We start from the raw sequence: 22,814 nt of genomic DNA on the forward strand, positions 1-22,814 counted from the left end.
ACGGGTAACGCGGTATCTGCTTTTTTGTGGCTAAAAGTGGCTGGCTGATTTAGGCTAGGGAAGTACTGATTGCTATATCTTCAATCTGCCTCTATGACTGAATCTAAGGAAAGAAAGCCGATGATCATCACCCAAGAAACCCATGATATTTCGACAGCCACCGGCATCATGCGTACTTACCTTTACCGCCCGGATAGCGAAGGTCAGTTCGCAACCATCATCTTCTATTCAGAAATTTTTCAACAAACTGCACCAATTGCACGCGCCGCGGCGTTACTTGCAGGTCATGGCTTTGTGGTATTGGTACCGGAAGTATTCCATGAGCTAAACCCGATTGGTACTGTGTTAGCTTATGACGATGATGGTAAAGATAAAGGCAATGCCGATAAGTTCACCAAGCCACTGGAACATCATGATAGTGATACCGAAGCTTTGGTTGATTTCGCTCGTAGCTTGAGCTTTTGTACGAGTCAAGTTGGCAGTATGGGAGTGTGTATTGGCGGCCATTTAGCATATCGTGCTGCGTTAAACCCAGACATTCTTGGCGCATTTTGCTTATACCCAACCGATATCCATTCTAATACCCTACCTTGTGAAAAGGATAATGATTCACTGTCTCGTACTGGCGATATATCTGGCGAGTTGCTGATGGTGTTTGGCAAGCAAGATCCCCATGTTTCCAGTGAGGGCCGTAAACTTATCTATGCCAAACTAGAAGCGACTGAGCGCAACTTTAGTTGGCATGAGGTCAATGCTCAGCACGCCTTTATGCGTGATGAAGGTGAGCGTTATGACGCGGCGATTGCATTGCAGGTGTACCTACAAGCGGTAGCGTTTTTCCAGCGTACGTTGAAATAGTCTACAGAAAGGACAGCAGTAAAAAGGGCGATATTTATCGCCCTTTTTTCTTTATGATCAAAATTTTAATGCAATTGGTATTATTAGCTTTGCTGATATTTCACCAGTTCATCAACATCTACGCGTGCGATAAAGGTATCATCTAAGTAAAAGTCGACATGCTTATCTTGCTTGAGACCTGACATCAACTGCTGGCTGCCATCTTCATAGGTCAGTACCATCAGCACTGTATTTTCATCTTTTGCTTCAATGGTTGCTTGGGTCAATTTTATCTCTGGCAGTGGCGCTTTAGTCAAATCATCATCTAGATGCTGATTGACTTTGAATATTGCTTCTACTGGCATATCGACCACAGCCGGAGAGCGACCTGTCACCGGGTTGGTGCCAGTCCAAAATTCAACGCTATTGATGATGAACAAGTCGGCTGTTGCCGCTAGGCCATAAATAGGGCTCATTAATACAAATAAGCCAGCACGACCATAACGATTATCAACGGCACTTAAGTTACCTTTGGTGACCATAGCACTGAGTCCCATTTGCCCCATGCAGCCAGTCAGTTGAGTGGTCAATAAACCCGTTATTAGCAGCGCAGATATTTTCTTTTTCATCGTTATATTTAGATTTTTCTATGTCATTTAAGCGGGACGCTGATTGTAAGTATTAGCGTAAAATGAATTGCGATCGCGTTCTCATTATTAGGTTGATATTTGGCTGGAAAGGTTGTGTAGTTGTGCGGTTTGATAAAGATTTTGTTTAGTCGTGTATCAGCAGATAATTATTACCTTTATTGGTAAGTATAGTGTTATGCAGTAGTGGGCTTTCAAGTGGCTTCACTCGTTAGTTTGAGACTATTTACATTCCGTTCAATTGTGGTTCAATTTAACGCATAATAGCGGCCGCGATTACTGGAGAGCACATGTCAGAATACCAAGTATTACATCAAACTGAAGATCAATACGGCCCACTTATTGTATTGGATGATAAAGAGAGCAGAATTTTAGCCTTCGCTGAAAATGATGAGCAAAGCAAGCTACTTAAAGCGGCGCCGCACATCCCGCAGCACACCTATGTGCAAGCGATGTTATTGGTCTTGCTGTACAGCCAACCTAAAAGTGCCATCGTACTTGGCTTGGGTGGCGGTGGATTGATCCACGCTTTGCGTCATTTCGATGCTGGCATAAAGCTGACAGCCGTTGAGCTGCGAGCCGAGGTTATCGAAATAGCCAAGCGTTACTTTCAACTGCCAATGAGCAAAAAACTGAAACTGATCAACCAGGATGCCACTCAGTTTTTGGCTGGCGGCGATCATAAACGTGTCGATATTATATTTACTGACATATACAGCGCCGAAGGCGTCGATGCAGCGCAGGTATCAGAAGCATTTATCGCCCAGTGTGCAGCGCTAATCAAAGCCGATGGCTACTTGGTACTAAACTGCTGGAAAGAGCACAGTAAAAATCGCGAGTTATTGGCATATCTGCAGCAGCACTTTGTTGAAGTACGAGCTTGTTTGACAGGAAGCGCAAACTGGGTGGTGATTGCGGGGAAGGCTAAGCGAGATATCAGCGCCACTGGGCTCAAGCAACAAGCACAAGTTTTGTCACAAAAGCTCGATTTCCAGTTAGGTAGATCGCTTACCCGTTTTGATATTTGGCAGTAGCTGAAGCCTCTTCGCTATTCAGAATAAGCAAATTAGCACAAACAAACTTTCCACTGAGGAAAGCTGTTGTAATTTGCTACTTGCGAACTGCATCTATAACAACGTCTGTTCACGACGATATAAGCGCTGTCGCTGACATCGCTTTTTCATTTCGCTCTTCCATTCGGAAAAACAGATTAAGATAATAGTTTTTATCCGTTATCTTAATTTTTAGTCCTGGGCTAATATTCTCCCATCGAAAACGAACTGGCTTAAGAGACTCATCATCACTCACCCTAGTTTGTTGAATTATAAAGACTCATCATCTTATTTTTAATTTTGAATATTTAAAACGGAGCTTCACATGACTCAATCAATCATCAACTCAACTATCAAGCCTTTTTCAGCAACTGCTTTTCATAAAGGTGATTTCCACCCAGTGACTGAGCAAGACCTATTGGGTAAGTGGTCAGTGGTATTCTTCTACCCAGCTGACTTTACTTTTGTTTGCCCGACAGAGCTAGGCGATATGGCTGACCATTACGAAAAGCTACAATCTATGGGTGTTGAAGTTTACTCAGTCTCAACTGACACTCACTTTACTCACAAAGCATGGCATGCAAGCTCTGACACTATCAACAAAATCCAGTATCCAATGATTGGTGACCCAACGGGTGCAATCACGCGTAACTTTGGTGTGATGATTGAAGAAGACGGCTTAGCACTTCGCGGTACTTTCGTTATCAATCCAGAAGGCGAAATCAAAGTGGCTGAAGTACATGACCTCGGTATTGGTCGTAGCGCATCTGAACTTGTGCGTAAGATTCAAGCTGCACAGTATGTTGCTACTCACGACGGCGAAGTATGCCCAGCAGCATGGCAGCCAGGTGAAGACACACTAGCACCATCAATCGACCTAGTGGGTAAGATTTAACTCAGAGACAATGGATATTAGTGTGCTAACAAGCCCCATCTCTTGTTATCACACTTGATGTTCATCATTGAGTTACATCTCCATTGTTCAGCTTAGCGCCCCCCTGCAGTCTAAGCTGAACAACCCTTAGATATTAAATGCTAGTCGCTTTACCTTTTTTTATTCTCGATTCATTTTTATTTTCTTTCTTATATTTAATTGCGACCACGGCTGTCTGTAAAACCAAACCGAATTGCTTTACCTATTTAGGAGTCATCATGCTAGATGCAAACGTTAAAAATCAATTGAATACCTACCTGCAGAACCTCAAACACCCAGTTGAGCTTGTTGTGTCTATTGATGACAGTCCCAAAGCTCAAGAGTTAAAGTCATTAGCTGAAGATATCGATGGCTTATCAAGCCTAATTTCAGTAACTGAAAAAGTTGGCAAACGTACGCCCTCTATGGCAGTGATAAACCCGCAGCTTGCTAGTCAAATTACCTTTGCAGGTTTGCCAATGGGGCATGAGTTTACATCCTTAGTGTTAGCACTGCTGCACAGCGGTGGGCATCCAATCAAGCTTGATGACGATGTGATTGCGCAGATCCGCGATCTGCCCGGTGAATACCAGTTTGAAACTTATGTATCGCTTAGCTGCCAAACCTGTCCTGAAGTCGTGCAAGCATTAAATATGATGGCGGCAATCAATCCCAATATTACCAACGTGATGATTGATGGTTCCTTATTCCAAGACGAAGTTAATGATCGCAATGTGATGGCGGTGCCTTCGGTGTTTCTTAATGGCGAGCAGTTTTCTATGGGGGCGATTAGCACGGTAGAGATCCTTAACAAACTAGACGTTAATGCCGCAGGTCGCAAAGCTGAGCAACTTAATGACAAAGAACCATTCGAAGTGTTAGTCGTCGGTGGTGGACCAGCTGGTGCATCGGCTGCGATTTACGCTGCTCGCAAAGGTCTGCGTACCGGCATTGTTGCCGATAAGTTTGGTGGTCAAGTGGCTGAAACGGTAGGTATCGAAAACTTTATCTCTGTTAAAGCGACGGAAGGACCTAAGTTGGTGGCAAATCTTGAAGCACATGTTCACGAATATGATGTAGATATTATGGATAGTCAGCGCGCATTGAGCTTAAAGTCAGGTGAGCTGTTTGAACTTGAGCTTGAAAGTGGCGCCGTTCTGCGCAGTAAAACTATATTGCTCGCTACCGGTGCACGCTGGCGTGAAATGAACGTCCCTGGCGAGCAAGAGTACCGTGGCAGTGGTGTAGCATATTGCCCTCATTGTGACGGCCCACTATTTAAAGGTAAACGTGTGGCGGTTATCGGTGGCGGTAACTCAGGTATCGAAGCTGCAATCGATTTAGCGAACATCGTTGAGCATGTCACTGTGCTGGAATTTGATAATAGCTTACGTGCAGATGACGTTCTGCAGCGCAAAGCCAAATCAATGGGCAACATTGAAATCATCACTCAGGCGATGACCACTGAAGTGACTGGTGATGGCAAGCGAGTTAATGGCCTTAACTACACCAATAGAGCCACAGGCGAATCCCACCACGTTGAACTGGCTGGAATTTTTGTACAAATAGGTTTGGTGCCGAACTCCGAATGGCTGCAACAGACAATTGATATGACGGCTAGAGGCGAGATTATTGTCGATGCTAAAGGTGAAACATCACTGCCGGGTGTATTTGCTGCTGGTGATGTGACCAACTCAGCCTATAAACAAATTATTATCGCTATGGGCAGCGGCGCTACCGCTTCACTAGGGGCGTTTGACTACCTTATTCGCCACAATGTTGATGAGGCTGTTGCGGCATAACGCTTAGTATTTTGTTTGCTCGATCTATTGATCTCGTAAGAGCCAGTGTTTACTGGCTTTTTTTATTGGGAAACTCAACTAACATTAAAGGGTTGAAATCGTTATCAATACTAAGGCGTTAGTCTGAACAGCAATCAATATAAACATCAGCTCAAAATAGAAACTCAAAAAATCCTCCTGAAAGGGATCTTTTGGGCGATGTACATGACGCTGTTTCTGGTGTTGATAGTGATAATAAATACCTATTACTTCGCCCATGATATCTATGATCTAAAAGATATTATTCCAGAGCTCGCGCCTGTGAGCTTATTAGTTATCATAGGCTTTGCAGCACTTAAATTAAGGCATATCGATAGCGTAACCCCGGAGCAGAGCCGGGTGTTTTTAATGTTACTTATTTTGGGCTGGTGTTACCTACTCTATGGGCTGATTCAGTTATCGACGGAGCCTCTGCCTGGTATAGAGTCTCTAGCCGATATTCTTACTCTGGTATTTGTGTTTGCTCTGTTTCCAAATCGTAAGGTAATGCTGCTGGGCATTTTACCCTTTCTATTGTTCTCCTGTTTTTATCGATTACACGAGTTTCCTGAATCTCCCGTATATCCACTGACAAAATTCGCCTGTGTTTTGGCAATAATCATCTCTGGGCAAAAAATTATTTCAGGCTGGTTTATTACGGCTGTGATCCGTGATTTTGAAAAGCAAAAGCTAGTTAAGCAGTTTAAACGTTTAGCGCTCATTGATGGACTGACTAATATTAGCAATCGCCGACACTTTGATGAGATTTTGAGCCAAGAGATCCGCGTTTCCGAGAGGAATCATCATGCACTAACCATTATCCTTATTGATATCGATTTCTTTAAGCGCCTTAATGATACGTTGGGGCATCAAATGGGTGATGAGTATTTGATTAAGGTAGCAGACGTTATCAGCTCTGCGGTGAATCGCCCGCGGGATTTAGTCGCGCGTTATGGCGGGGAAGAGTTTGTTATTGCGCTGCCCAATACGGATCTTGAGGGTGCAATTAGAGTCGCTGAAAAAGTCCAAGAGTTACTACAACAAGCTGAACTATTGCACCCATGCTCAGATGTATCAGAGCAAGTGACATTATCTCAAGGTTTAGCGCAGTGGGAACAAGGTATGAGTCAAGACCAGCTAATAAAGACGGCTGATCGCATGTTGTATAGTGCTAAATCAGCCGGTCGAGATCGTTACTGTTTTGAAGGCAATGATTACTAGGCTTTAGTGCTAATAATATGCCCGGCGTTACCTACTGGGGCTGGAGGAGTTTCAGGCAAAGCGGCTTCAATCAATTTTAGCGCAATATCCCCCTCAATTTTTTGCTGCTCTTTAGACATCTGAGCGACTTTCAATCCGACGCTACCGTGGCTCATATTAGGTTCGAGATTTGGGGTGGATAATGAAATTGCCATAGTGGACTCGTGGTTAAGGGATTCAAGTTTTTATCGGCGTGACACACAGCAACTTAAGTGCTTGTTTGTTACAGTGTGTAACGCCGTTTTAGCTTGAAGATTAACTTAGCTTTTTATTCCTTTTCTCTATCATTTTCCGGGTCAATGTGATGATAAAGGTGAGTACTATAGAGCTTAAGATAAGCCCAATTGCCAACATGACGTTTTGTAAGGCCGTTGGATCCATTGCTAACATCCCGCCAAGCCCAACCATCATAATGCCTGACATTAACTTTAATGTTTGTCCCTCTTTCTCTGTGAGCTTACGTTTGCCTAAAGAAACACTGAAGGCGATAACAATAATGGCCAATGGAATGACGTAGACAATGTTATAGAACACCAAGTACATGTAGCGTTCAGCAACCTCTAGATCATGCATCGACAACACACTGGTGTAGATCATTGGGAAGCCTGCAGTGCAAAGCAATTCATAAGCATTGGCTAGGATAGAGAGCACCACGGTACCGGCTATCATTGCGGTCATGCTACTCGCACTGGTGAGTTTACCCATGCGCTTGATAAGGCCTGTCCTATTTTCTGCAGACATGGAGAGGGTGACTTCCCCTTTAGTAAAGAAGTAGTCTTTTATGTTCACTGCGCCGGCGATAAGCGCGAGAATACCGGCCCCGAGAATAATTAAACCACCATCGCTTCCTGCGCCAAGTAGTTGGAAAATATTCAGCCAGGCGCTCATAAAGATAAAGTAGATAAAGCCTGAGAAGAACACAAAAATACCGCCAACAATGAGCATTCTAGAGCGGCTTTTGGCATTAACCATTATCGATAATAGAAATAGCAACACGAAGAATGCGCAAGGGTTAAATGCATCAACGCCCGCCAGGACTACTGTCAGCAACGGCAGTGACATCTGTTCAGGATGAACCACGCCTACGAGTGGGATTTCTACAGGTTGCACATCAGAAGTAGTTATAGAGCTGGTGGTTTCCAATCCTAAATCACAAGTGCCTTCATCGGCGCTTTCACTGCATGTTTCGAAAAATGCGCCATTAGAACTGGCCGCTGGTGCGGTATAGTTACTGTTATCTTCAGGCTGAAGTTTGCCACCAAGGGAGGTGTAATAAGATTTTAATCGACTCACTAAAAACTCGCCAGTAACTGCTTGACTGCTATAACCGACTACCGCTTTTTCACCGCTAGCAAAATAGGGCACTGAGCGGGCTTCGGTACCTGTTTGTTTGGCGATATCTTGCCAGATCTCCATAGTGCCTGGGTCTGAAACCAAATGCTCTTCTACTTCGATCCACGAATAACGTTCAGGCAAACTATTAATAAAAGGATGTGCTTCTTTACAGTGTGGGCAGGTTTGCGACCAGAAGAAGTGGAGTTTAACCTTTAGCTCACCAGCATCATTGGTATAGTGCCAGGTTGTAGGCTGCTCTGTGGGAGAAACTGCCAAGCTTGGCAGTGAAAAAGTCGAAAATAACAGGGTAACTAAGAGTAAAATATATTTCGTCATAGGGACTCCGAATTGGCAAATGACGTAGAGCTAATAGGGGTAATTGTTATTTTACTGAATCGTAATGTAATTGGTAAATAAATGTGTCAGTTCTGCGGCGAGATTCTCGAATTAGTAACTTTTGGGAACAGCAGTTTGTTTTTAATAATATTTTGAAACTTTCCTTGGTGTTGGGAGTCTGCTATTTAAGCCTATTATCAATTAGATATATTCAATGAATGGTTGTTGGGAGATTAATTTGATGTTGGTAGCCCGCAAGCGATGGACGCAGAATTGCACCATAAAAACATAATCTAATGATGCACTCAGCATCAATGCTGCAACATAATATGTTGCAGTTAGCACTTTAAAGCGTTATCTGCGCTTATTGAGTGATAACCGTTGGAGTCTCAAGCTTTGCGACTCGCAAGTTTGATTCTTGTTCGGAGAAAGCGCACCAATGAATGGCAACTGATCGATCGGTATTAGTGCTAGCTGTTAAAATCCTACTGATAATTGGCGCAGAATATTTAGACTCATTGAGGTAAGTTCTAATACGATCCACTCTGCGGTTTGCTAGCCATTTATTATAGTGACGCACATCTTCACTCGGCTGGATTTTGCTTACTTTAAACTCCAGTAATAAGTAACCTGCTTGCTTAGGCGGGTGAGCAATCAGTTCATCGAGCTCGGAGCTGTACTTACTGCTGAAGTAGGAGCTATTTTTAGCATACGCTATATCAGTAATATGCACTTTCTGGTTACACTGCGCCATCACTGACGTTGCAGTGAGACTGATGAAAATTAGCCACGTGGCAGCTATAAACCTCATCTTTAACATTCCCTTGTAAAATAAAAGACTTAAAAATACTATATTGGCAGCATTATACGTTGGTTTTGTGGCGAAGAATTTATGCTATTGCGCAGTTGATTGCAATGGCAAATAGTATTTTTTTAAGACGAAAGTACTGCAAAAGAACGTTGCAATATGAGTGTCATTAAATGGTCGCCCAATTTCACTCGGTTAGCGTTAACAGCGACCAATTTAATGACAATAATTTGACTCTTTTTTGAGCAAGTGAATTATACTAATAGTTGCTTATTTACTGTTAATTCAACCTCAATATTATTACGTATTGCATTGGAGTAAGGGCATACTTGATGAGCAATGCGAACCAATTCAACTGCGGCCGTTTGTTCAAGTTCAAGCTCAATCGCTAGTGCTGCAGAAAGTGCAAAACCGCCTGATTGATTAGCGCCTATACCAATCGTTGCGCTTACCGGTGCCGCACTAATAGCAATTTTTTGCTCACGAGCGACATGCAAAATAGCATTTGAAAAACAAGCGGCGTAACCTGCGGCAAAAAGCTGCTCCGGATTAGTCGCATCACCGCTTCCGCCCATCTCTTTGGGATAGCTTAAATTCACTTCAAGTAGGCCATCTTCTGTTTTAGCGATACCGTTACGTCCAGCGCTAGCATTGGCAGTTGTTTGGTAGATAGTTTTCATAAGTAACCTCGAGCTTTTAAGTTGTGAGCAATTTAATTGCTTGCAAGTTTATATCGATCTTTGTGTTTAACGCAAGTATATTGTGCACAATTAAATTGCTAGAGTATTTTTAGATGGCTAATGACAGCATGCGCGACCCACTTTGTTTAGATAACCAAATCTGTTTTTCGTTGTATAGCGCCACCAACGCAATGGTGCGGGCCTATCGCCCTTTACTGGAAAAACTCGATCTTACCTATTCGCAATATTTGGCCATGATGGTGTTGTGGCAAAGTGATGGGATTAGTGTGAAAGAGATGGGAGAAAAACTGCATTTAGATTCTGGCACCTTAACTCCGTTATTAAAGCGTTTAGAAACTAAAGGCTTGGTGATAAGAGGCAGAAGTGAGCATGATGAAAGAGTACGTGTACTGAATATCACCGCCGCTGCCAGAGTGTTAAAGCTGGAGGCTGAAAAAGTACCCGCGCAGATGAAATGCCAGATCCAGGTTTCAGAGGCCAAGTTAATGCAGTTAAAGTCGCTTTGTGATGAGGTATATAACAGCTTTACCAAATAGTGTTATTCAGCGTGAGTTTAAAGCTCTGAATTGAACAGATGTTTAATGGTGTGTGTATATCGGCATTGTCGACTCCGAAAAACTAACAAAAGGCTGTGGCATAGGGTAAGTTAGATAATACTTATACCCGTTGGTAGAAGACGGGTTAGTTCACGCATGGAGGTGGAATGTCGACAGTTGATCTGGTTATCGTAGGAGGCGGCATTAATGGTGCGGGTATCGCCCAGTGCGCTGCCGCAGCGGGTTACAGCGTTATACTGCTGGAAAAAGGCGTGGTAGCAGGCCAAACCTCGGCCAACTCCAGCAAACTTATTCATGGTGGTTTACGTTACCTAGAAACAGGCCAGCTATCGTTAGTTAAGCAGTCGCTTGCTGAGCGTCGAGCCCTGCTAAAGCTTGCCCCTTCGTTAGTTAACCCTATTCCGTTTTATATTCCTGTTTACGAAAATAGCCGTAGAGGTGCGATTGCGATACGAGCGGGCTTGAGTATGTATTCAATGCTCAGCAAGTTTGATGCTTTAGGCCAATTTAAATCAGTTCCCTCAGTGCACTGGGCTAAAATCAAAGGGCTTAAGCTTGAAGGCCTTAAGGCACTTTATCAGTACTGGGATGCACAAACTGACGATAAATTGCTGACTGAAGCGGTGGTGCGCAATGCCCGTAGTTTAAGCGCACATGTGCTGGAGCATGCAAAGTGCACCCGAATAGAGCACTTAAAAAGTCACTGTGTGGTGCATTATCAGCATCAACAAGCGTTACATGAAGTTGAAGCGTTAGCAGTCGTTAATGCGGCAGGGCCTTGGGTCAATGATGTACTTGACTGTGTCACACCAGCTGTAGACCCTTTGCCGATTGAGTGGGTGCAAGGTAGTCATCTATTGCTTGATATTGAAGCCAGTGATGGCATTTTATATCTCGAGTCTTGTTTCGATAAACGGGTCATTTTTGTGATGCCTTGGAACGGTAAGACCCTGATTGGTACCACTGAAATCGTGCTCGATAAAATAGACGGGCGACCCACACCTACAGCCGAGGAAATTGACTACTTAATAGGTATCTATCAGCACTACTTTCCATCGCTAGGTGATGTTGACAGCTTAAAAGCACAGATTATTGATACTTTTTGTGGTGTACGAGTGTTGCCTAAGCAGCAGGGCAATGCCTTTGATCGTCCACGTGATACTTTGATGCAAACTAATCCATCTCATCCACATTTGCTGACGCTCTATGGCGGCAAGCTAACCACCTATCGCACCACGGCAGTCGAAGTGCTTAGCTGGGTTGAATCTCATATTGGTCGTCGTAATGTATTGGCGGATTTTAACCAGTTACAGTTAGACTAGTAAAATTTGGCATTGAGTTTAGTGCTTCATTAAACTGTCATCTTTGTGTCATATTCTTTGGCAAATTTATTGTTGGCATTATAGGACGTTGAGCATGCTGCAAATATTCATACGATTTTTTTCATTAGGGTTAGTGTCCTTTGGCGGGCCAGCGGCCCATATCGGCTATTTTAGACAGACATTTGTGCAAGAGCTGCAATGGCTTGACGATAAACACTATGGCAGCCTGGTGGCGCTAAGCCAGTTTATGCCGGGACCTGGTTCTAGTCAGGTTGGCTTTGCTATTGGCTATCATCGAGGCGGTTTATTAGGCGGTATCGCCGCCTTTTTAGGGTTTACACTGCCCTCATTCATTTTGCTATTTTTACTGGCGGTGACCAGCAGTCAATGGCTGGAGTATTCCATCACTCAAGGGGGGATCCATGGTTTAAAGCTATTGGCCGTTGTGGTGGTTGCCGATGCAATTTTGATCATGTTTAAGCAGTTTTGTCAGCGCAAAACTGCCAAGATATTGATGGTGTTAAGTTGTGTAGTTATTTTGCTGCAGCCTTCAATGTTAGTGCAATTTTTACTGCTAATTATTGCCGCGGTGGTAGGACGTTTTTACCTGTCAGCGAGTGATAATACCGAGTCTGCAGCGAATGTAACCTCTGCACAAACAACAGAACCAGTGCGACTTAACTTTTTCTGGTTAAGCATCTTTGCTGGTCTGCTTATCGCTTCATTGGTGGCTATTGGTCTATCTAAACAGGCGGGAATCGCCACCCTGACAGAGCTATTTAGCCAGTTTTATCAAGTCGGCAGCATGGTATTTGGTGGCGGCCATGTGGTATTGCCGCTGTTGCAGTCGAGTATTGGCGATGCAGTTAATAATGACCAGTTCTTAACTGGCTATGCATTAGCACAGGCAGTACCTGGACCTATGTTTGCCTTAGCGGCATTTCTAGGTGCGGAGATCTGGATTGCTCAGCCGTTAGTGGGTGCATTAGTGGCAACCTTAGCCATATTCCTGCCGGGATTTTTACTGATGTTAGTTGCCCTTAAAAGCTGGCATGCCATCAGTAGTCGCCCTAAAGTGACTGGGGCGGTAGCGGGCGTAAATGCTTGTGTGGTGGGTTTCTTGTTAGCTGCGCTGTACAACCCTATTTTTAGTAGCGCAGTACTGTCTCCTCTCGATATGGCGCTGGTCGTTTTGGGTTTTGGTTTGTTTAAGATTTTTAAGCCGAATATCTTTATTTTAGTCGCTGGCTTTGGCATTTCAGGTGCGTTATTAGCGATGCTTGTTGGCTAATCGGTATAACAATATCAATAACAACAAAAAAGCCGCCAGTAATGCTGGCGGCTTTTTAATTCAATGGCCAGTAAGCTAGTGTTAGTTAACCGTAAGCTCTGCTGAGCTAACTTTTTCGACCTTCACTGCACAAACTTTAAATTCAGGGATTTTAGCCACTGGATCTAACACATTATTGGTCAGTTTATTCGCCGCCGATTCAGCAAAGTGGAACGGCAAGAAAATCACCCCTGCTTGTGCCCGCTTAGTCACAAAAGCGTCGATCTCTATCTCACCGCGACGGGTAGATAGCTTTAACTTATCGCCGTTGTTTATCTGCAGCTGCTCAGCATCGAAGACCGATATCATCACCCGTGGTGCGCCCAGTTCATTAAGCCCTGGCGTTTTACGGGTGAGGGTGCCGGTGTGGAACTGCTCCAATAAGCGTCCGGTCGACAACATCAGAGGGTATTCATCACAAGGCATCTCTGCTGGTAAGCGATACTGCACTGGGCGCATCTTCCCCTTGCCATGAGTAAATTGCTTGCTGTGCAATATAGGTGTGCCTGGGTGACCTTCTGCAGGGCAAGGCCATTGCAACCCCTGTCGGCCATTGGCTGTTTCACTGTCGATAACTTTCCAAGTAATACCACGGTATTGCGGAGTCACTTCGGTGATCTCATGCCAGATCTGGCGCTCAGATTGATACTGCCACTCTTCACCCATCTGTTGTGCGATTTGTTGCACTATCTGCCAGTCATTCATCGCTTCACCCGGCGGCGTTACTGCTGGTAGCAGCTGCTGTACACGGCGCTCAGTATTGGTAAAGTGTCCCTGCTTTTCAGCAAAGGCTGCAGCAGGCAACACCACATCGGCAAGCTCTGCGGTTTCGGTTAAGAAGATATCTTGTACCACCACAAACTCTGCCGCTGCTAAACCTGCGAGCACATGCTTTTGATCTGGATCGCTCAGTACCGGATTTTCACCCATCACATACAAGGCTTTGAGTTTGCCATGGGCAAGCCCATGCATCATCTCGGTGGCAGAAACGCCTTTGTCGGAACAAAGCTCACGCTTACCCCAAGCCTTTCTAAAGCGTTGCTGAACCAAAGGATCATCGAGTTTTTGGTAACCGCTGAAGTAGTTAGGCAGTGCCCCCATGTCGCACGCACCTTGAACATTGCTTTGACCACGTAATGGGTTAATACCTGCACCCTTAATGCCGATATTGCCACACAATAGCTGCAAGTTAGAGATAGCAGTGACATTGTCATGGCCTGAAGTGTGCTGGGTGATCCCCATGGCATAATAGATGGCGGTCTTGTTAGCTGTGCCAATTAATCGAGCCATCTCGATAATATCAGCTGCGCTTACGCCGCAGATTAACGCGGTATTTTCAGGGCTATAATCGTCACTCATCACCTCGTCGAAAAGCTGACTGAAACCTTCAACACGCTGTTGAATATAATCTAAATCGTGCCAGTCGTTTTTGATGATCTGCTGCATAATTGCATTCAGTAGCATCACGTCGGTGCCAGGCCTTTGCGCAACATAAAGTTGGGCTTTATCAGCAATAGAAACCTTTTTCGGATCGGCAACGATTAAGCGTGCACCATGATTTTGTAGCGCCAGTTTTATGTGTGAGGCAATGATCGGATGCGCACTTTCAGTATCTGAGCCAATAATAAAAATCAGATCAGACTCTTTAATGCTGGGAATGTCATTGGTCATTGCGCCACTGCCTAAGCTTTCGCGCAGGGCGGTAACGGTAGAGGCATGACATAACCGTGCACAATGGTCGACATTGTTATTGCCAATCACACTGCGAAATAACTTCTGGAACACATAGTTATCTTCGTTAGTGGCCTTCGCCGACGAAAGTCCGGCTATTGATTTGCGACCATGCTCGGCTTTAATGCTAGTGAACTTCTCTGCAATTAAGCTGATAGCTTCTGGCCAACTGGCAGGGGTGAGCACTCCTTCTTTGCGAATTAACGGTGTGGTGAGTCGTTTATCACTGTTGACAAAATCGAAACCAAAACGTCCTTTCACGCACAGCATACCAGCGTTGACGGGTGAACCTGTGTCAGCGCTTATGTGGCGGATTTGATTCTTGTGTTTATCAACATGCATCTCTACTCGGCAACCAATACCGCAGTAGGTGCAAATAGTCGACACCGTTTCAAGTGGCGCTTTTAGCTCGGTCGTTAGCCCTTGGGTTTTATCTCGCGAGTCAACCAGCGCACCTGTTGGACATACCTGTACGCAGTTACCGCACTGCACACAATCGCTGTCGTTCATGGTGGCGTTAAAGCCAACTCTTGGCGCATTACGCTTGCTTGCACCCTCTATAGTGGGCAGCGCTTGATAATTATCTTTCTCAAAGCAAATCGCATGATGTCCGCTAGCACCTTTGCAGGTTTCTACACAGGCACCACAGCTAATACAGCGGTTTGCGTCGAAAGTAATAAATGGCGCGCTATTGTCGACACTAAAGTGCTGCGCTTCACTAATGTCGAGTTCTGCCGCTTTGACTTTGTACTCGGTGGCATAATCGCGCAGTTTACAGTCGGTATTGGCTTGGCAAGCACACTCAAGGCAACGCGCCGCTTCTTTCATCGCTTCATCGGCGGCAAAACCTAGCTCAACTTCACTAAAATTTAATGCCCGCTGCAGTTTGCCAAGTTCAGGCATTTTGCTGCGTGATTCAAGTTTTGTATCGGGATACATGGCTTGAGCATTGAGTGATTCAAGCTGGCTGGTCTTGCAGGCTTTGGTGGAGTTAAAGGGCTGCTTTTCAAGTTCGCAAGTAAGGCCTAGGGTCAGTAGTTTTTCAATTGCATCGGAGGCCTTTCTGCCATCAGCTACCGCTGCAACCGCAGTTGCAGGGCCCGTGCGAGAGTCGCCAATCACAAACAGTTTATCAAGCCCAGCCGCAAGACCTGCTGACATTGTATGCTCGCAACCTTCAAAAGTATTCCAGCGGGTAAGGGCTATCTCACCGGTGGCCAGTTGACTGTCAGGATGGTTGAGAAACTCCATATCTGGGGTTTGAGATACGGCAGGGATCACGGTGTCAAACGCTTCAGTAAAGGTTTCGCCGGTTGGCTTTGGCGAGCGACGACCAGAGCTGTCAGGCTCGCCGAGTGCCATCACTTCGAAAGTAACTCGGTTAACGCGGCCATCTTCATCGCTGTGATTCTCAATAGGATTGGTCAGGAAGTGGAACTTAATTCCTTCCTCTTCCGCTTCATGGATCTCATAAGGTTCAGCAGGCATCTCATCGCGGGTACGGCGATAAACCAACGTCACATCGGCGCCATCGCGTTTGGCGGTGCGGGCGCAATCTATGGCGGTGTTACCACCACCGATGACGGCGACTTTGTTGCCTGTGCGGTACTGCTGCTCAGTGCAATAATCTTTGAGGTAATCAACACCTAAATAGCAGCCATCTAGCTCAATGCCGGGATAGTTCATCGGCACGGCTTTTTGTGCGCCAATCGCCAAACAAACGGCATCATAGCCGCTCAGCAGCCCGTTTAAGTGAATATCACGGCCGAGGCGAACATTGGTTTGAATGTCTAAGCCATTTTCACATAGTAGCGCTATCTCTTTATCAAGAATTGCCTTTGGTAAACGGTACTCAGGGATGCCATATCTTAACCAGCCGCCAGCTTGGGGCATAGATTCGAATACCGTAACCTCATGACCATTATTCGACAGGTAATATCCTGCAGAAATACCGGCAGGGCCACTGCCTATGATGGCGACCTTTTTATTTGTTGCAGCAGCTTTGGGCGGAATATAAGGATTGTCATCATTAAGGTCTAAGTCGGCAGCATGGCGTTTTAGTTGGCGAATAGCCACGGGCTCATCCACTAGTCCACGGCGGCACTCAGTTTCACAAAATGCAGGGCATACACGGCCAATTGATAACGGCAGTGGTAATGTTTGTTTGATGACCTTAACCGCTTCTTGATGGTCGCCCTGAGCAATATGGTACAGGTATGATTGCACATCAACACCTGCTGGGCAGGCGGTTTGGCACGGGGCTTCACAATCTGCAAAGTGGTCAGAAAGTATATTGTGCAGTGCCGCTTTACGCTGTTTGCTTAGCGCTGCAGACTGGGTAATCACTTCGATGTTCTGAACATCTAAATCGGCAACCTTAGTCTCGCAGGCACGCACTGAGCTCAATTGTCCATCGGCAGATTTAAGTTCAACATGGCATAAATCGCAATGTTGCTTGGTGTTAGTGACTAAAGAGCCTGCAGGGCTTCTACACAAATTAGGGATCGCGATATCGGCGTTTAACGCAGTATCGAGTAAGGTGTCTTGTTGATTGGCAGTGAGGGTTTTGCCATCAATAGTAACTTGTTTCATCGCAAGGGCCTTTTAGTTATAGGGCTCACAGCTTGCGACAAGGTATTGAAACACTAAGTCTCAATTGTCACTGCGGCGCTTTGAGTGTGGACTCGGCGAAATGAGTGACTTTGAGTATACCTGTGCACCTTTTTTACGCAGAAAATGCAGCTTAAGTTTGTGCTAAATTTGCAAGCAAATTCACAAAGGCTAATAGAAGTGTGCGCTGGCGGGTTTTGTTGTTTTTTGGTGTGTGAGCTGGTCGGTGTTTGTTGTGCTTCGCCCAGTCTCTCTATAAAGACGATGGGCGAAGGTGAGGGGGAGTTGCTTCTTCCCAGGCAAAACGGTTACGTTTTTCTTGCCTGAGCAGAGTTCAGCAAGCTGCTATTTTTTATAATGGATATTCCAACAACGACCATGATAAAAAACATAATATGTAACCACAGTTTAGGTCCAACTTGAGTATTTAGCGCTGATAGAGAATCGATTGCAGGTAGCTGTCCTGTGGTAATGAGTTTTACAACCCATTCATTAGCTGGAGTGGCTAGGAGTGTGGTTAGCCAACCTAACAGTACTATTTGTAAAAAATTGACTAAATAAGAGTGATTTAAGTTGTAAATCAACAGCGAAACTAGCGTGTAAAATATCGAAACACTCACATGGACTATCCAGGATAAGGTGACGGCTATAGCTTCACTGTAACCACCAATATCCACATAGGCAGCAGCATGCCTTGACGTTAAAGTGAGCATGCTAAATAAAGGTTGGATCCAAATAAAGGCAATGCTCGCAATAACTCCAACTAACAAGGTAGTGACTAAATTATTAATATTCATATTAAATTATTGGTAGTGTATGGATAATGAGGAGACAGGGTTAGCATGTGATTTATTTCAACCAATGTCATGACTCACCGTAAATCAAATAGTACGCAGCGGCGTATTTGTTAACGCTTATGGCTGATAGAGTGGCTTTTGCTAGTGCAAGCTTATAGCGGCATGGGGTGAACTGCTTGTGATGGAGCAAGTGATACTAATCAGAAGCATGAAAACATCTATGCTGTGATAGTTTTTAGTCTGGATAAAGTGGTTGTTTACTCTTTGAATATAAGGATATTAGATTGTCTACCATAACTGTATTTGGCTTCATCTCTATTCCCGAAGCCGATCTTAAGGCGGTGCTTCAAGCATTGCCTGAGCATATAAAGCTGACGCTTGCAGAGCCGGGTTGCCTGACTTTTAGTGTTACCCCATCAAACATCGACCCAAGGCGTTATGAGGTTTATGAGGAATTTGCAGACCAACAAGCTTTTGACTACCATCAGCAAAGATCTTTAGCGTCAGAATGGGCAGTGGTGAGTAAAAATGTGTCACGTTTTTATCAAGGGACAGTTGATGATTAGGTAGCAATTCATAGAATTGCTTTTGGGTTAGCTTGTTCAAGCTTCTGCTGCATTTCTAGTGCATCAAACGAAGTTTGATTGGATTGGCTTTTAGATGTCGAAGTGCTCAAGCACAAACAAGTTTTTGTCTAATAATGAGCTAACGACAACATACATTTAAGCCTTGAGCCACAAAGCTTTAGTTAACGGGTCATCTTCTTTACAAAAACCACTACAAACAACGCAATGGTGAAGCTGCCGGTGAAGGCCTCAAAAGCGGCGATCGCGCGAGAGATCCCTATTGGGGTGAAGTCTCCATACCCGAGTGTGGTAAAGGTGACCACCGAGTAGTAAATGCAATTGAGGAAGATAAACAGGTTATCGACAGCGCTGTTACTTAAGCTGAATTGATGGACTTCGCCATTGAAATTCAGCCCAGTGAAAAAGTACAGAACGGCGCTGAATAAAATCAACACTAGCGAGAAGCCTATCACCCTTAACGGCGCTTCGCCGTAGCCGCAAAACAGGTCAATCGCTTTAGAGATAAATCGTTTTACGCAACGTTTTGGCATTTGATGTCTGCGCATGGTTAGCTCTTTACGAATATACTCACCTGACATGGCAAAGAGTCCTTCACGTTCGGCAGCTTTGCGCAGATCGCGATAGATCTCTTCTGCCTGCTCAAAATAGTCCATGGCTTGCTCGGCGTTACCTTGCTTTTCAGCTGCTAGTGCGAGTTTCTCTTGGCGTAGTACTTTACCTGCATGCATGTTCTCTATTTTGGAACCAATCCACTTAACCCCAAGTAGGTTACAGCCATCCAACTTGGCGCAGTGCAGATTCGCCTCCCTTAAATCAGCTTTCATTAAACTGGCATCGGTAAGATTAATATTAAACAGGTGACCGCCACTTAAATCGGCGCGGTAGAGCTCGGCGTTACTGAGATCGTAGCCAACTTTTTGCTGGTGGCGCACCAGATCGACTCCACTAAGTTTGGCATGGTTGAGGCTGATGCCCCTAAGTTGACCACCGCGCCTGGCGTATTGTTCAAGTTGTTGAATATCTTCGGGTCTGTCTTTAATAAACTTTGGGTCGTGCCAGTAACATAAGCCTGAGTCACCTGCGGGTTCTCGGCAAGTGTGATTAGTTTCCTCATGATAACGGCATGTCAACGCTTGGTCGTGTATCGGCGGCATTCGTGGTTTGTGGCCTCTGTATTCACTGGTCTTTTCAGTATAGAAGTTGTCGCTATTTTCAGCGTTTTTTTATTTGTTAGCTAGGATCTGTTGGTTGCAGGATCAAGCTTTACTCCGTTTATTGGGGGAGATATTTATCCGCCTAAGCATCACAGATGAAGCATGGTCATTGGCTAAATGTCAGTTTTTAGTGCTTTAGCTAATATTGTTGAACAAAATTGCTGTTTTGATCGGTTTTGCGGCTAGGTTTCAACCCATGCATAGGTTAAAATAGCGGGTTTTCTATCTGTATATAATTGAGATGCTTGCAAGTCATTGCTTGTTGTCGGCAAAACTAATTAAAAAGTTGGCTAAATCATGTTTGAAGTAAATCCAGTTAAGTTCAAAATCAAGGAGCTCGCTGACCGTACCGACCTTCTTCGGGGGTATCTTTGACTACGATGCTAAAAGTGAGCGTCTAGAAGAAGTTAGCAGAGAACTTGAAAGTGCTGAGGTTTGGAATAATCCCGACAACGCACAAGCGCTAGGTAAAGAGCGTGCCGCACTTGAAGCGGTAGTGAAAACTATCGACGATATGGATAGCGGCTTAGAAGATATTGAAGGATTACTTGAACTTGCTGTTGAAGAAGATGACGAAGAAACCTTCAACGATGCAAGTGCTGAATTAGATGATCTTGAGAAACGGTTAGAGGAACTTGAGTTCCGCCGTATGTTCTCTGGTCCACATGATGCAGCCGATTGTTATTTAGATATTCAGTCTGGTTCTGGCGGAACAGAAGCGCAAGATTGGGCCAATATGGTGCTGCGTATGTTCTTGCGTTGGGGCGAAGCCCACGACTATAAGCCTGAACTGATTGAAGTGACCGATGGTGATGTTGCTGGTATTAAAGGCGCGACCATTAAGTTTACTGGCGAATACGCCTTTGGCTCACTGCGTACAGAAACTGGTGTACACCGTTTAGTGCGTAAGTCACCGTTTGATTCATCGGGCAAACGTCACACCTCTTTTTGTTCGGTGTTCGTTTATCCAGAGATTGACGATTCGATTGAGATTGATATCAACCCGTCTGATCTTAGAATTGATACCTACCGCGCCTCTGGTGCGGGTGGTCAGCACGTGAACAAAACTGAATCAGCGATTCGTATTACTCACGTGCCAACAAATACTGTCGTACAGTGTCAGAATGACCGTTCGCAACATAAGAACCGTGACGCTGCGATGAAACAGTTAAAAGCGAAGCTGTATGAGCTAGAGATGCTTAGACAGAACGCTGATAAGCAAGCCGCCGAAGATGCCAAATCAGATATTGGTTGGGGCAGCCAGATCCGTTCTTATGTGCTCGATGATGCACGTATTAAAGATCTACGTACCGGCGTTGAAAACCGAAATACCCAGAGCGTTTTAGATGGCGACCTGGACAAGTTTATTGAAGCTAGCCTTAAATCTGGCCTTTAACGAGAGAAGAAGATGACTGAACAAACACAAGATGAGAACAAGTTAATTGCAGAACGCCGTGCCAAGTTAGAGCACATTCGCGAGAACTGCCCTGCAAACGGTCACCCGAACAACTTCGATCGAAAACACAAAGCGGCAGATATCCAAGCTGAGTATGGTCACCATACTAAAGAAGAGCTTGAAGGCATGGACGTTCAGCGTTCAATTGCTGGCCGTGTTATGGCTAAGCGTGGCCCATTCTTAGTGATCCAAGATGTGAGTGGACGTATCCAAGCTTACGCGGGTAAAGATGTTCAAAAAGATCTTAAGGCGACTTTCCAAGGTCTAGATATCGGTGACATCATCGGTGTCACGGGTAAGCTGCATCTTTCAGGTAAGGGCGACCTTTACGTGAACATGGAGCAGTACCAGTTGCTGACTAAAGCACTGCGTCCACTACCTGAAAAATTCCACGGCTTGTCAGATCAAGAAACTCGTTACCGCCAGCGTTACGTTGACTTAATCGTTAACGAAGAGTCTCGTGAAGCCTTTATCATGCGTTCAAAGGTTGTTTCTGCAATCCGTAACTTCATGATCAAAAAAGAGTTCATGGAAGTTGAAACTCCTATGATGCACAGCATTCCTGGTGGCGCTTCAGCACGTCCGTTTGAAACGCACCACAATGCACTCGATATGGCTATGTACCTACGTATCGCACCAGAGCTATACCTAAAGCGTTTAGTGGTTGGTGGTTTTGAGCGCGTATTTGAAGTTAACCGTAACTTCCGTAACGAAGGTTTGTCACCACGTCATAACCCAGAATTCACTATGATGGAATTCTACATGGCGTACGCTGACTATAAAGATCTGATGGATCTTACCGAAGAGATGCTTAGCTCTATCGCCACTGATCTTTGTGGTTCTACTCAACTGCCATACGGTGAGCACACGGTTGATTTTGGTGGCCCTTACGCGCGTTTAAGCATGTTGGATGCGATTAAGAAGTACAACCCAGATAACGAAACGATTCAGTCAATGACTTACGATGAAGTTAAAGACGTTGAGTTTATGCGTAATCTTGCGAAAAGCATCGGAATGACAATCGAAAAATTCTGGACTTGTGGTCAGCTACTTGAAGAGATCTTCGGTGAAACTGCTGAGCCTCAGCTAATGCAACCTACCTTCATTACCGGTTACCCAGCTGACATTTCACCACTTGCACGTCGTAACGATGAAAACCACTTCATCACCGACCGTTTTGAGTTCTTTATCGGTGGCCGCGAAGTGGCTAACGGTTTCTCTGAGCTTAACGATGCAGAAGATCAAGACAACCGCTTTAAAGCACAGGTTGATGCTAAAGATGCTGGTGATGATGAAGCGATGTTCTACGACGCTGATTACATCCGTGCGCTAGAGCACGGCTTACCGCCTACAGCGGGTCAAGGTATTGGTATCGACCGTTTGGTGATGCTATTTACTAACACGCACACAATCCGTGACGTGATCTTGTTCCCAGCGATGCGCCCACAAGGCTAATTGTTAGCAACAAACTTTTTGCTCTTTGAGTAAAACAAAAAAACCA

The 22,814-nt window shown here is 44.9% G+C and carries 19 protein-coding genes; 11 read left to right on the forward strand and 8 right to left on the reverse strand.

Going from position 1 to position 22,814, the window contains the following annotated elements; genetic code table 11:
- Positions 1-120: 120 nt before the first annotated feature.
- Positions 121-858 (forward strand): dienelactone hydrolase family protein, encoded by a 738-nt coding sequence (locus tag AB4135_RS08525; RefSeq protein WP_371992126.1) that lies wholly within the window; start codon positions 121-123, stop codon positions 856-858.
- A gap of 83 nt (positions 859-941) precedes the next feature.
- On the opposite strand, the gene AB4135_RS08530 is transcribed toward AB4135_RS08525, so the two are convergent.
- Positions 942-1,466 carry a DUF3332 domain-containing protein gene (locus AB4135_RS08530; protein ID WP_371992017.1) on the reverse strand — a complete coding sequence of 175 codons (525 nt, stop codon included), beginning with the start codon at positions 1,464-1,466 and terminating at the stop codon, positions 942-944.
- Positions 1,467-1,774: 308 nt separating this feature from the next.
- On the opposite strand from AB4135_RS08530, the gene AB4135_RS08535 reads away from it, so the two are divergent.
- The 4 genes from AB4135_RS08535 (at position 1,775) to AB4135_RS08550 (ending at position 6,490) form a co-directional block, all read left to right on the forward strand.
- Positions 1,775-2,518 (forward strand): spermidine synthase, encoded by a 744-nt coding sequence (locus AB4135_RS08535; protein WP_371992019.1) that lies wholly within the window; start codon positions 1,775-1,777, stop codon positions 2,516-2,518.
- Between the two features lie 343 nt (positions 2,519-2,861).
- Positions 2,862-3,431 carry an alkyl hydroperoxide reductase subunit C gene (gene ahpC, locus AB4135_RS08540; RefSeq protein ID WP_371992021.1) on the forward strand — a complete coding sequence of 190 codons (570 nt, stop codon included), beginning with the start codon at positions 2,862-2,864 and terminating at the stop codon, positions 3,429-3,431.
- Between the two features lie 257 nt (positions 3,432-3,688).
- Complete coding sequence (gene ahpF, locus AB4135_RS08545; protein WP_371992023.1) at positions 3,689-5,251, forward strand: alkyl hydroperoxide reductase subunit F; 1,563 nt, start codon at positions 3,689-3,691, stop codon at positions 5,249-5,251.
- A gap of 171 nt (positions 5,252-5,422) precedes the next feature.
- Positions 5,423-6,490, forward strand: coding sequence for a GGDEF domain-containing protein (locus AB4135_RS08550; protein WP_371992128.1), 1,068 nt, complete (start codon positions 5,423-5,425; stop codon positions 6,488-6,490).
- Here the strand turns inward: AB4135_RS08550 and AB4135_RS08555 are convergent.
- The 4 genes from AB4135_RS08555 to AB4135_RS08570 all read right to left on the reverse strand — a co-directional run bounded on the left by AB4135_RS08555 (position 6,487) and on the right by AB4135_RS08570 (position 9,688).
- Entirely contained in the window at positions 6,487-6,684 is a 198-nt protein-coding gene (locus tag AB4135_RS08555; RefSeq protein ID WP_371992025.1) for a cytoplasmic protein, read from the reverse strand. The genes AB4135_RS08550 and AB4135_RS08555 overlap by 4 nt on opposite strands.
- 100 nt (positions 6,685-6,784) lie before the next feature.
- Positions 6,785-8,200: a cytochrome C biosynthesis protein gene (locus AB4135_RS08560; protein ID WP_371992027.1), complete on the reverse strand. Its 1,416-nt coding sequence runs from the start codon at positions 8,198-8,200 to the stop codon at positions 6,785-6,787.
- Positions 8,201-8,564: 364 nt separating this feature from the next.
- Entirely contained in the window at positions 8,565-9,011 is a 447-nt protein-coding gene (locus AB4135_RS08565; protein ID WP_371992029.1) for a hypothetical protein, read from the reverse strand.
- Positions 9,012-9,262: 251 nt separating this feature from the next.
- Positions 9,263-9,688: an organic hydroperoxide resistance protein gene (locus AB4135_RS08570; protein WP_371992031.1), complete on the reverse strand. Its 426-nt coding sequence runs from the start codon at positions 9,686-9,688 to the stop codon at positions 9,263-9,265.
- 113 nt (positions 9,689-9,801) lie between these two features.
- Here AB4135_RS08570 and AB4135_RS08575 point away from each other — a divergent pair, with 113 nt between their 5' ends.
- From AB4135_RS08575 to chrA, 3 genes are all read left to right on the forward strand, one after another.
- Entirely contained in the window at positions 9,802-10,245 is a 444-nt protein-coding gene (locus tag AB4135_RS08575; RefSeq protein WP_371992033.1) for a MarR family winged helix-turn-helix transcriptional regulator, read from the forward strand.
- A gap of 167 nt (positions 10,246-10,412) precedes the next feature.
- A complete protein-coding gene (locus tag AB4135_RS08580; protein ID WP_371992035.1) occupies positions 10,413-11,588 on the forward strand; it encodes a glycerol-3-phosphate dehydrogenase/oxidase in 1,176 nt (391 codons plus the stop codon).
- A 94-nt stretch (positions 11,589-11,682) separates the two neighbouring features.
- Complete coding sequence (gene chrA, locus AB4135_RS08585; RefSeq protein WP_371992037.1) at positions 11,683-12,879, forward strand: chromate efflux transporter; 1,197 nt, start codon at positions 11,683-11,685, stop codon at positions 12,877-12,879.
- A gap of 81 nt (positions 12,880-12,960) precedes the next feature.
- Here chrA and fdhF read toward each other — a convergent pair whose 3' ends face one another.
- Together fdhF and AB4135_RS08595 are read right to left on the reverse strand one after the other, a co-directional pair.
- Positions 12,961-17,241 carry a formate dehydrogenase subunit alpha gene (fdhF, locus tag AB4135_RS08590; RefSeq protein ID WP_371992039.1) on the reverse strand — a complete coding sequence of 1,427 codons (4,281 nt, stop codon included), beginning with the start codon at positions 17,239-17,241 and terminating at the stop codon, positions 12,961-12,963.
- Positions 17,242-17,567: 326 nt separating this feature from the next.
- On the reverse strand, positions 17,568-18,056 hold the full coding sequence (locus tag AB4135_RS08595; protein WP_371992040.1) for a hypothetical protein: 489 nt from the start codon (positions 18,054-18,056) through the stop codon (positions 17,568-17,570).
- Between the two features lie 284 nt (positions 18,057-18,340).
- Here AB4135_RS08595 and AB4135_RS08600 point away from each other — a divergent pair, with 284 nt between their 5' ends.
- Positions 18,341-18,622, forward strand: coding sequence for a putative quinol monooxygenase (locus AB4135_RS08600; protein WP_371992041.1), 282 nt, complete (start codon positions 18,341-18,343; stop codon positions 18,620-18,622).
- A gap of 182 nt (positions 18,623-18,804) precedes the next feature.
- On the opposite strand, the gene AB4135_RS08605 is transcribed toward AB4135_RS08600, so the two are convergent.
- A complete protein-coding gene (locus tag AB4135_RS08605) occupies positions 18,805-19,797 on the reverse strand; it encodes a pentapeptide repeat-containing protein (protein WP_371992042.1) in 993 nt (330 codons plus the stop codon).
- Between the two features lie 357 nt (positions 19,798-20,154).
- On the opposite strand from AB4135_RS08605, the gene prfB reads away from it, so the two are divergent.
- Together prfB and lysS are read left to right on the forward strand one after the other, a co-directional pair.
- Positions 20,155-21,253 (forward strand): peptide chain release factor 2 gene (prfB, locus tag AB4135_RS08610; RefSeq protein WP_371992044.1). Its coding sequence is split into 2 segments (ribosomal slippage): positions 20,155-20,229 and positions 20,231-21,253, totalling 1,098 coding nucleotides; the frame shifts between segments, so codons are not numbered across the junction.
- 12 nt (positions 21,254-21,265) lie between these two features.
- A complete protein-coding gene (gene lysS / locus AB4135_RS08615; RefSeq protein ID WP_371992046.1) occupies positions 21,266-22,768 on the forward strand; it encodes a lysine--tRNA ligase in 1,503 nt (500 codons plus the stop codon).
- The last annotated feature ends 46 nt before the right edge of the window (positions 22,769-22,814 follow it).

Source organism: Shewanella sp. 10N.286.54.B9, assembly GCF_041468565.1.
Lineage (GTDB): Bacteria > Pseudomonadota > Gammaproteobacteria > Enterobacterales > Shewanellaceae > Shewanella.

Excerpts from the sequence above, each read along its gene's own strand:
- AB4135_RS08535 (WP_371992019.1), top strand. The coding sequence starts at position 1,775 with ATGTCAGAATACCAAGTATTACATCAAACTGAAGATCAATACGGCCCA.
- ahpF (WP_371992023.1), top strand. The coding sequence starts at position 3,689 with ATGCTAGATGCAAACGTTAAAAATCAATTGAATACCTACCTGCAGAAC.
- AB4135_RS08530 (WP_371992017.1), bottom strand. The coding sequence starts at position 1,466 with ATGAAAAAGAAAATATCTGCGCTGCTAATAACGGGTTTATTGACCACT.
- AB4135_RS08525 (WP_371992126.1), top strand. The coding sequence starts at position 121 with ATGATCATCACCCAAGAAACCCATGATATTTCGACAGCCACCGGCATC.
- AB4135_RS08595 (WP_371992040.1), bottom strand. The coding sequence starts at position 18,056 with ATGAATATTAATAATTTAGTCACTACCTTGTTAGTTGGAGTTATTGCG.
- AB4135_RS08565 (WP_371992029.1), bottom strand. The coding sequence starts at position 9,011 with ATGAGGTTTATAGCTGCCACGTGGCTAATTTTCATCAGTCTCACTGCA.
- chrA (WP_371992037.1), top strand. The coding sequence starts at position 11,683 with ATGCTGCAAATATTCATACGATTTTTTTCATTAGGGTTAGTGTCCTTT.
- lysS (WP_371992046.1), top strand. The coding sequence starts at position 21,266 with ATGACTGAACAAACACAAGATGAGAACAAGTTAATTGCAGAACGCCGT.
- AB4135_RS08555 (WP_371992025.1), bottom strand. The coding sequence starts at position 6,684 with ATGGCAATTTCATTATCCACCCCAAATCTCGAACCTAATATGAGCCAC.
- AB4135_RS08580 (WP_371992035.1), top strand. The coding sequence starts at position 10,413 with ATGTCGACAGTTGATCTGGTTATCGTAGGAGGCGGCATTAATGGTGCG.
- AB4135_RS08575 (WP_371992033.1), top strand. The coding sequence starts at position 9,802 with ATGGCTAATGACAGCATGCGCGACCCACTTTGTTTAGATAACCAAATC.
- AB4135_RS08605 (WP_371992042.1), bottom strand. The coding sequence starts at position 19,797 with ATGCCGCCGATACACGACCAAGCGTTGACATGCCGTTATCATGAGGAA.
- AB4135_RS08570 (WP_371992031.1), bottom strand. The coding sequence starts at position 9,688 with ATGAAAACTATCTACCAAACAACTGCCAATGCTAGCGCTGGACGTAAC.
- AB4135_RS08560 (WP_371992027.1), bottom strand. The coding sequence starts at position 8,200 with ATGACGAAATATATTTTACTCTTAGTTACCCTGTTATTTTCGACTTTT.
- fdhF (WP_371992039.1), bottom strand. The coding sequence starts at position 17,241 with ATGAAACAAGTTACTATTGATGGCAAAACCCTCACTGCCAATCAACAA.
- ahpC (WP_371992021.1), top strand. The coding sequence starts at position 2,862 with ATGACTCAATCAATCATCAACTCAACTATCAAGCCTTTTTCAGCAACT.